Below are 10,121 nucleotides of genomic sequence, written 5' to 3' on the forward strand. Positions count from 1 at the left end.
ATTTAATACAAACCCGAAAATTTTTATTTGTGACCTTTGTATAGATGTGGTGGTAGAAATATGTTATTAGTAGAGAGGGAGTGCAGTAGAGAGGCACTGCAGTGCCTCTCTACATGCAAAAACATTCTATACAAAAAAAACGCCAACCAAATAATGGTCAGCGTTTCTATAAAATTGATCTGATTCAGGGGTTATCCTAAATACGTTTTTAAAATTTTACTTCTAGAAGTATGTTTTAATCTACGGATTGCTTTTTCTTTAATCTGACGTACACGTTCACGGGTTAAGTCAAAAGTTTCTCCAATTTCTTCTAGAGTCATTGGGTGTTGGTCACCAAGGCCAAAATACAAACGAACTACATCCGCCTCACGTGGAGTCAATGTTTCAAGAGAACGCTCAATTTCAGTACGCAATGATTCGTGGATTAATTCTCTATCAGGATTTGGAGATTCACCTGAACGTAAAACATCATAAAGGTTAGAATCTTCTCCTTCAACAAGAGGGGCATCCATGGATAAGTGACGACCAGAGTTTTTCATAGACTCTTTTACATCATTTACGGTCATGTCTAGTTCCTTAGCAATTTCCTCAGCAGATGGCGGACGCTCGTTAGATTGCTCTAATAAGGCATACATCTTGTTGATTTTATTGATAGAACCAATTTTGTTTAATGGCAAACGAACGATACGTGATTGTTCAGCCAAAGCTTGTAGGATCGATTGACGAATCCACCAAACAGCATACGAGATAAATTTGAAACCACGAGTTTCATCAAAACGTTGTGCTGCTTTAATCAAACCTAAGTTTCCTTCATTAATCAAATCGGGAAGGGTTAATCCTTGGTTTTGGTATTGTTTAGCTACCGAAACCACGAAACGTAAATTCGCTTTTGTTAATTTTTCTAGAGCACGTTGGTCTCCAGCTTTAATCTTCTGAGCTAATTCTACTTCTTCGTCAGCAGTAATAAGATCAACTTTACCTATTTCTTGTAAATATTTGTCTAATGATGCGGTTTCACGATTAGTAACCTGTTTGGTAATTTTAAGTTGTCTCATGTGTTTGTCTCCTCAAATTTAAATGTGTACAGTAGTTATACGTACAGACTTCCTAAAAAGTTACAAAAACCACAAAGGAATTTTATTTTATTTTCAAATGGAAGATAAATTAGGGCATTCCCCGCCAAGAAAAATGGCGGGTCGGGCTATCCGCACTCGCTTTATTGCTTCGCTCCGCTACACAATAAGAGGGCATACAATTGCTCCTATCCCTAATGCGGTGAAGTGCTAGAAGAGAATTTCAATTGTGAATTTCTCGTTCAGCCTGTTGCTATAACATTTTTAGAAGTTATCATCAAAACGATGTTTATATTTTTTAAATAACGTATTCATGACAATCAAAACAATTCCCACTCCAACTAAAACTAAGGCTCTAATTAAGAAATCTGCATTGGACAAATCAAAAAACATCAATCTGATAATACAAATGGCAACTAACGAAAGGGAAACATACCTGAAATGTTTTTCTTTTAATAAAATACCTAATATTAATAAACCTAGTGATTCTAAAATCCAAAAGAAAGTTAGGATTCCTTTGTCAAAAGTGAGGTATAAAAAGCAAGCGACACTCAACGTTGTAGGAAAAATCAAAAGACTGTTTTTTAGTTTGAAATTTTCAAGCCATTTGTACGCTAGATAAATGTAAACTCCTAATAGCACAAAAATAGTGAAATACACATACAAGAATTGTGATTCGTAATAATTGAAACTAATAAAACCCAAATGCAAGTTAGCTAACAAGAAATAAGTCAGGTTGATGTTTTTCTCGACGTTGGCTTTTTTGTGGTATAAAAACAAGTTAATGATAGCCATACATCCCCAGAAAACAGGAAGGAATTGATGCTGTAATTGGCTAAACATCAAGATGGATACCCATGCGTTTAAAACAACTTGGTAACTAACTTTTATAGTTTTGTTGGATTCTTTTGGTGCTAATAAATAAACCACAGCAATTCCTAACGCAAAACCGCTTAGTTGTGTAATCCAGTCAATTAATGTGAAATTATTACTGTGAGTGATACTGTATAACAAGGAAACAACAATGGCTATCAATGCAATCGCAGGTACGGAATAAAGACTGGATTTGATTTTATAGGTATTGATTAATCCATAATTTGCTAATGCCAAAATCATGAATAAACTAGTTAAATAAGTAGTTTCAACTTGAATGAATAACAACAATAGTATCCATGTATTTTGAATATAAGGCAAACTTAGGCTGATGTATTCGCTTTCGGTGGTTTTTTCTTTGGATTGAAAATAAACATAGCTTAATGATAGGGCTATACAAACGAGTTGTGAGCCATAAAGAACGTAGCTATTTCCGATTAATACTGGATTTATAGCAAAATAAATCGTTGTTATTATTGATAACATTATGAGTCCAAAAGAATAATAATTAAAGCGTTTGAATTCTCCCCATTTTTTGTAACCAAAAAAGGTAAGCAACCCAAAACTGGTAAAGTAAACACAAAGGTATGCATTGTCTAAACAGGCAAATCCAAATAATAAGATATTGAATAACAATAATTCGGAATTTATCAAACGAAATTCTTGCCAGCTTGCATTGAGAGTTGCTGCTTTATTTCTCCATCTGTTAGCAAAAAGTACATAAATCTCAATTACGGAAAGAACAGCGCAACTAATTGTAATTTGAGTTGTAGTCAACGTGAAACTTTTGACTAATAAAATTACGGTAGCTAAAATAGAAAACAGATAATACGCTTGATATAAAGTGTTTTGTGCTTTGTTAGTGATTTTTTTCTTTGGAAAAAGCAACCATAAAAACTCATGGTTGAATAGACCAATTCCCGTCAGAGCAATAATTTGGAACATAGGGAAATCAGGCAGGTATTTGTATACAAAAGCCATTAAAGCAATATTTACAGCCACAATACTAATCAATTGAATAAGTGATTCACTGTTGTAAAAACGTTTTGTCATCCAATTATAGCTAATAATAGCAACCAAACCTGCAAAGTATGTCCAGTCCAAATAAGATTTTGGTTGACTAAGGATAAGAAGGATTCCAAGAAAACTTACTAAAACTAGGAAAAACAATCGTCCGATATGAAAGGTTTTAGAATCGAATTTATGATTTGCAAAACACCAAATAACCGCAAAAATTAGTACGACATAATAAAATGAATCTACAAAAACAGTTGTCCAATTGTAAAATACAAACAAGGATATTATAATAGAGGCAAGCCCATTTAGACTTAAGCTTTTTTCACCATACAATGCATCAACGGATTGGTATTCTTTTTTCATTGCTGATAAAATAGGTACTGCAAATGCGAACAAAGATGTTAGAATTGTAGTTGCTAATAAGCTGACTTTATTATTTATCTCAATGGTGTCATTATTAATCAGTAAGTACATAACAATGATTAAGAATACAAAAACATGGTTGATCCCTAAGAATATTTTGTGTAGCAAAATTTCTTTTTGTTGGTGTAAAACCAATAAACAAACCAACACCAATGTATATAAAGCAGTCAAAATAATGTTTAATTCGATATTCCAATCGTTCAGCATGATGATACTTAATGCGCATAGGATAAAGGATACCATTCCGTCAAGGTGGTAAAGCCAATATATTTTACGTTTACGAGCTTTAAGAGCAATAAAGAAGCATAAGGTTGCTGCTCCCATCAGAATAAAAGTCTTGAAATGGCTTCCTGTTGAATGCAGAATCAATCCCGTGGCAAACAAAACCCAATTTAGCAAATGGGTTATAAATGCGGATTTCTCAAAAGTAGAATTTTCATAAATGCTACGGTATTGCATAAACATACAGCTCCCAAAAACGGTAGTGATAGCCAATATTGCAAACCTATTTTCAGTAACGGAAAGTGTTGTTCCTGCAGCATTAAACCAAATGTCAAATATGACAAATGATACGATAACAAGGATCAAATGGTATTCCCATTTTTCTTTATACGATAAAAGGATTGCTGCGGTACTTGTTAGCGATGCAATGATGATTGCAAGCAAGGCTTTCTCTGGAATAACACATAGGATAACAAGACTTAATATGGCATGAAAAGACAAAAAACGTTGTTGCTTGATGATGTATCCTATGTATAAATTGAGCCCAATTCCTAATCCTAATAAAGCATAACCGAAGGTTTGATTTGTTATAAATGTTAAAGCTTGGATTTGGGATGCTCCAAAACAGCCAAATAAAAACAAACTCGCACCACCACTACGGAGCCACAATCCTGTTTTATTCCATTTTTCTTTGTGTTGCAAAAAATAGTACGAACCGAAAAGTAAACCAGCATAGAACCATAAAGTCAAAATTCGGTACAATGGCGCTACTTTCATAGCAGTATAAATACTCAGGTAGCCAATACCTAACACCATAATAAAGGTTCCTAGAATTCCAGTCCAATTGTCAGCAAATTGTTTTTCGGCTTTTTTTATGAATTTAGAAAAAGCAGATTCCTCCTTTGGAATTTCAACATATTCTATTACTGGTTCTTCAAGTGGAATTGTTTTTTCAATTTCAACCAGCGGTTCTGAAGTGATTTTATGCTTAACTACAGGTTCAGGGGCCTCAGGAAGAGGAGGAGTTACGGGAGTGATTATAGGCGGTATGCTATCTTCAATTTTTGAAAAAGGTTTTGGAATAGGCTCTAGAAGGATTTCTTTTTCCTGAGTTAGGATGATTTCCTGAATTTCGGGAGTTGCGGTTGCAGGTACAACACCTTCTTCTAGTTTTTTCTTTAGTAGGAGTAAGTCTTTTTTGAGTTTGCTATTTTCAATTCGGATGTCTTTAACTAAAGATTTTGTTTCTTGCGCTTCACTCTTTAACCCCTTTAATTCTAAAAACAAAAAAAGAATTCCGACAATGATTAGGAATATTAATATAGCCATTATTTTATAATTTTATAAACGCCAAATATAGGTTAATTTTCACCATCATAGAGGTGGGTTTTGTGGGTAATGAGGAATAGTTGTATGTGGGTGGTAGATTTTTTGAAAACATTCCTGAGAAACTAAATCTTTCCACTTAGCCCTGACAGCAGCGGTATCCTTGTGGCGGCTGGCATTTATGCCGCCACAAGATATAGCGGATGGCAGGAAACCAACTTTCTTGATACTGCCAATCGTTCTGCTCCTATAAAAACTAGGATAAAAAATGAGCCCGATACACTATCGAGCTCATTATGATCAAAAATAATTATAAATTTCTCTAAACTCTTGACTTTAGGCTGTTTTAAGTGTTTAGTGTAAAGTGGTTTAATTAAGTTGTGTGGTTGTTTCCAGTTGCTTAACCCACAGAATTTCGCCATTTTCCAATAGCACCTCTATTGTGTCTCCTTCTTTTACTTCGCCAGATACTATTTTTTTTGCTAATGGGCGTCGCAAATGGCTTCGAATAATGCTTTTGATGGGTCTTGCTCCATACTTTGCATTATAGCCACTCTCAGCAAGGAAAACTTTGGTTTCCATCGGGATGTTAACCGTAATTTTGTTTGTCTTTAGTAAGTCTAAGAATTCTTTTTTAAGATGTACTTCAAATATTTTTAAAGCATTGTTCTTACTTATCGGGGCAAATGGTATGATTTCAGTCAGACGGCCCAAAAATTCAGGACGGAAATAATTGGCCATGATTTCCATTAACGATGTAGAAGTCGGAATCTGGTTGGCGTTAAAAGTGTCAACGATATGATCTGCTCCAATATTCGAAGTAAAAAGAATAATGGCGTTTGAGAAATCACCTTCTTTCCCTAATCGGTCATGTAATTTTCCTTCGTCCATAATTTGCAAAAACACGTCATATACAGAGGAGTGCGCTTTTTCAATTTCATCAAAAAGTACTATTGAATACGGTTTTTGGCGAATTTTATTTACCAATAAACCTCCTTCTTCGTAACCAACATAACCCGGAGGTGCACCATACAATAAGGCGGCTGAATGTTCTTCTTTGAACTCCGACATGTCAAATCGAATGATGGCATTTTCATCCTGAAATAAAAATTCGGCCAAACTTTTTGCTAATTCTGTTTTTCCAGTTCCAGTTGGTCCCAAGAAAAAGAAAGAAGCGATCGGTTGTCCAGCTTTACTCAATCCAGAACGCGACTCCAAGATAGATTCGGCTACCGTTTCAATACAGTGGTCTTGTCCAATTACACGTTTGGCTAATACTTCTTCAATAGCGTTTAGTTTTTGTTTTTCTTCTTCTTTTAGTTTACCAGCAGGAATTCCTGTTTTTTGAGCAATGATCAATGATAAATCAAATGCTTCGATATGTTCTCGTTTTGCTAGTGCTCGTTTTTCAATTTGAGCAATAAGCAATTCGATATGATTAAAGTACGCATCGCTATCGGCAAAAGCCTCGTCAGCTACTTTCTCCTCATCGATCATTAAAAAAGAAGCTTTGTTTGTCAAATCCTTCAAAAACCAACTGCATTCTTGAAACAATTGTTTTTCAGATAAGTCGTTCTCATTTTCCTTTAGCAGGCCAAGTTTGGCAGTGATTGCTGCTTGATCTTTTAAAAAAGTCTCTCCCGAAGTTTTCAAAACAGACATTGTGTGATCGATCAAATTAATAGCAGATTCGGGTAAGCTTTTTTCTTTTAGATATCTTTTGGATAGGCGAATAGATTCTACAATGGTTTCGTCGTCAATTTGTATTTTATGATGTTCTTGATAGCTTTTTATGGATTCACGAATCATTCTAAAAACGGTATCGTCGTCGGACTCCTGAAGTTTTAGTACTTCAAACATGCCTGACAATCCTTGTTCCTTTTCTATTCTTTTGGTGTACTCTTCGATTGTAGAGGTAGCGATAATATTTAATCCTTTACTCAATTCGGCTTTCAAAACATTCGATACTCCAGAGTCTCCGCCATTTTTGTCTAGTAAAGTATGGATTTCTTCAATAATCAAAATCGCTTTCGGAAATTGTTTAAGTTCTTGAATACAGTTTTTCAATCGGTCCTCAATTTCTCCTTTATACGAGGCACCTGCTATCAAAGAGGATAAATCCAACTCAAACAACTGCACATTCGATAATAGATCTGGAACTTGATTGGCTTTTACATGTTCGATTATGGTTTTGATTAGGATCGATTTACCAATTCCTCGATCACCAAGAACCAATACATTAGGCTTAGAAAAACGACAAAGAATTTCTTTAATTTCGTTTAACTCTTTTTCGCGACCAATCGCGAGGATAGTATTTGTCTGTTTTTCAGTGTTTTTATGACTGCAGTATTTACTCAAAAAACCTTTCTTTACTGGGGTCACAACTTGATCAGTGCTACTGTTTTCAGGCTTGATATCGCTTAGTAATTCTGCTCTAGAGATAGGATAGGTCTTCATTTGATCGAAGTTGAAACCCACGCCAGGCGAACTGATGGCGATTATTAGTGCATATAGACTAATTTCGCCTTCATTAAGAAGCATGCTTACCGCTTCGGCCTCTTTAATGATTTGATCAATGATTTCGCTAGGTTCCACTTCAAAAAAAGTGGTGGTTTTAGGTTCGTCTTCGATGCGTACTTCTGCCCATTCGTCAAGATAATAAACATCTTTGCCCATTTTCTCTAATTGCTTGAGTAAGGATAAATCTCTATTTAATATCGCTTTTAATAAATGTGCTGCAGTATAATATTTATTAGCATTTTCTTTTGCAATTTTTCTCGCAATCTCTAGTGCGCGAGCTAGTTCTAAACTGAAAGTATATTTTTCTGATACCATGACGATCTTAATTTTTTACCCAGATTAAGTATTTCTTTACTTTGTAGCTAATACTCAGTCCTTTTATACAATTATTTTGTTTGTCTTTGTTAAGACGTATGGATTCTATTTTTATTTTTTGACCTTTCAATTGGGCACAAAGCTGTGCGAATGTTAGCAAATCGGTATCATTTTTAACGACAGGTATTTCGAAATCATCACACAAATATTCTGCAAAATCGTCTTTTACTTTACTTCCCTCGGCTACTTTGTTTAGCAATATTTCGAACTGATCTTCAGATATTTTTGGAGCTTTTTTAACCGCAATTATGCTGTCTTTTTTTACTTTACTTTTAGGTGCAACTGGTACATATTGAAGCATTTCTTCTAGTGGGTCTTTTTTAACAGTGCCTCTAGGCAAATAAAAAGCAGCATCCTTCTTTTCATATACATAGGTTGCTACATCTAGTGGGTTTGTTTTTTTAATTATTTTAGGGTGTACGTAAACGACTTTTTTGATAATGTTACTAAAATCACCGTTTATAATAAGTGTGATTGTTTTTTCTCCTGCTGTTTCAAAAGTGTAAACAGGATCAGCTACAGTTTCATCAATACCTCTATTTTCTCCAAATGTCCATTCCCAAGTTTTGGCAACGTCACTTTCCGCTCTTATATAGGTGGGTTGTCCCGCGGTAATTATTTTTGGAGTAATAATTTGTGAACTGCTTTCGTCTATCGAGACTATTTTGTTTTTTATCGTAATTCTTTTTGAGTTAACACAACTACCATTTAAGGTTAAAGTCACATAATAGTCGCCAGGTTTTTTATAAACATGAAACGTATGTCGTCTAGAATCTGGAATTGATCCATCTCCAAAATCCCACTCCCATGATTTTGCATTTGGGGTTTTATCATAGAACTCAATCGATTCTTGATTTTGAAAATTATCCGCAAAAACGTAGTATTTGGCATTTTCGCATTCTACAGAATTAAACAGTTGTATAATGATCCAAATGATTCCGATTAAGAAAAAGGTGGCGAATAAGAAAATTACTTTAAAGTCAATGTTTTTAGTTTTCATTTGTAATAATAGTTGTCGTTTTTTAAGAATTGTTTTTCACTCGAAGATGTAAGTATATAGTCTCAAATATAAATGTAAATGTATAATTAAATTTTCAACTTTTTTAACAATTTGAATCTATTTATTCAGTATGTTTGTAATAGAATACTGAGCGAATCAATTTTCAGAGTAAAAATAGAGATAATAATGATGAATATTCTTATGTCAAGTTGGTTTTTTTTAGGTTCCTTTTTAATACTTAAAAACTTATGAAAAACCTTGTTTTGTTAGTGGTTGTGACGATTTTGACAACTAGTTGTGGAAGTAAAAAATACTTGTCTGAAGTCCCTTATAAATATGATTATTCTTTAGCGTTATTGCAAAAAGAAAATGATATGATAGAGACAGGAATGAAGAATAAAACCATTATAAATGATAATTCTGAGAACTTAAGCGACGATATCTTGTTGTTAAAAGAAAAGTATTCTATCATCTTTGGAGTTACTCCTAATAAAATTACAAATTACAATTTGTATTCCTACATCGATCCTTGGATAAATACCCCTTATAAGGAAAAAAGTTTTTCGAAAAAAGGAATTGATTGTACGTATTTCATTCAATCGTTATATAGTGATGTTTATAAAGTAGTCCTTCCCAAGGATCCTGCAGGAATGTGGAAATCAAAAGAAATTCAAATTTTTACGGGTCGTAGCTTTCTTCAAGAAGGAGATCTGGTGTTTTTTAGATACAACAAAGACCAACCAATTTCTGATGTAGGTTTGTATTTGCATAACGATCGAATTCTTGCTTGTACTAACAAGGGTTTGGCAATTTATAATTTTAATGATGAATATTTTCAGCTACGATACATAGGATCAGGAAGAATTAATGAAGACACAAAGAAGAAATAACAGAGATCTTACTACTGTTGTTGAAGAAATAGAGGCCATTCCTTACGACATCAGAGCCGAGGTAATTGCAAATGAACTTATTGAGAATTACGCCATACATCATGATGAAATTGCGATTTCAAATGTTGGACAGTTTTCAAGAGCGTACAGGAGTGATGTGCTTGCTGCAACTGTGCATTTAGATGACTATGGGAACCAAGAATATGTAACCTTAGCATTATCACGTGATAGTATCTACGACTCGCTACCAGAAGGATTTACACATAGTTTGAGCGAAAACAACGGCGATAAGTCGGTGGTCAAAATGATTAAGGAGCACAAATACCAGAAAAAACAAGAAGCGGAAGCACGAAAGTTTTTTGCTCCTTTTGAGAACGAAATATTTCATTATCGAACACAAAT

5 protein-coding genes and 1 pseudogene are annotated in these 10,121 nt (G+C 34.2%); 2 read left to right on the forward strand and 4 right to left on the reverse strand.

Annotated elements, in window-relative coordinates; translation table 11 throughout:
* Positions 1–191: 191 nt before the first annotated feature.
* The 4 genes from WBQ70_RS12780 to WBQ70_RS12795 form a co-directional block, all read right to left on the reverse strand.
* Complete coding sequence (locus tag WBQ70_RS12780; protein ID WP_026707723.1) at positions 192–1,055, reverse strand: sigma-70 family RNA polymerase sigma factor; 864 nt, start codon at positions 1,053–1,055, stop codon at positions 192–194.
* A 282-nt stretch (positions 1,056–1,337) separates the two neighbouring features.
* The gene (locus tag WBQ70_RS12785; protein ID WP_423914881.1) at positions 1,338–4,937 is read right to left on the reverse strand and encodes a DUF2339 domain-containing protein; all 3,600 of its coding nucleotides are present in this window, start codon (positions 4,935–4,937) and stop codon (positions 1,338–1,340) included.
* Between the two features lie 366 nt (positions 4,938–5,303).
* On the reverse strand, positions 5,304–7,769 hold the full coding sequence (locus WBQ70_RS12790) for an AAA family ATPase (RefSeq protein ID WP_423914883.1): 2,466 nt from the start codon (positions 7,767–7,769) through the stop codon (positions 5,304–5,306).
* 7 nt (positions 7,770–7,776) lie between these two features.
* Complete coding sequence (locus tag WBQ70_RS12795) at positions 7,777–8,829, reverse strand: PKD domain-containing protein (RefSeq protein WP_423914884.1); 1,053 nt, start codon at positions 8,827–8,829, stop codon at positions 7,777–7,779.
* 248 nt (positions 8,830–9,077) lie between these two features.
* Between WBQ70_RS12795 and WBQ70_RS12800 the strand changes: the two genes are divergently transcribed.
* Positions 9,078–9,719, forward strand: coding sequence for a C40 family peptidase (locus WBQ70_RS12800; RefSeq protein WP_423914886.1), 642 nt, complete (start codon positions 9,078–9,080; stop codon positions 9,717–9,719).
* Positions 9,697–10,121: pseudogene (locus tag WBQ70_RS12805) on the forward strand (hypothetical protein); the annotation flags it as partial. The gene WBQ70_RS12800 and the pseudogene WBQ70_RS12805, both read left to right, overlap by 23 nt.

The organism is Flavobacterium sp. (assembly GCF_049590715.1).
In the GTDB taxonomy this organism is placed as follows: Bacteria; Bacteroidota; Bacteroidia; order Flavobacteriales; family Flavobacteriaceae; genus Flavobacterium.

Excerpts from the sequence above, each read along its gene's own strand:
- WBQ70_RS12780 (WP_026707723.1), bottom strand. The coding sequence starts at position 1,055 with ATGAGACAACTTAAAATTACCAAACAGGTTACTAATCGTGAAACCGCA.
- WBQ70_RS12785 (WP_423914881.1), bottom strand. The coding sequence starts at position 4,937 with ATGGCTATATTAATATTCCTAATCATTGTCGGAATTCTTTTTTTGTTT.
- WBQ70_RS12790 (WP_423914883.1), bottom strand. The coding sequence starts at position 7,769 with ATGGTATCAGAAAAATATACTTTCAGTTTAGAACTAGCTCGCGCACTA.
- WBQ70_RS12795 (WP_423914884.1), bottom strand. The coding sequence starts at position 8,829 with ATGAAAACTAAAAACATTGACTTTAAAGTAATTTTCTTATTCGCCACC.
- WBQ70_RS12800 (WP_423914886.1), top strand. The coding sequence starts at position 9,078 with ATGAAAAACCTTGTTTTGTTAGTGGTTGTGACGATTTTGACAACTAGT.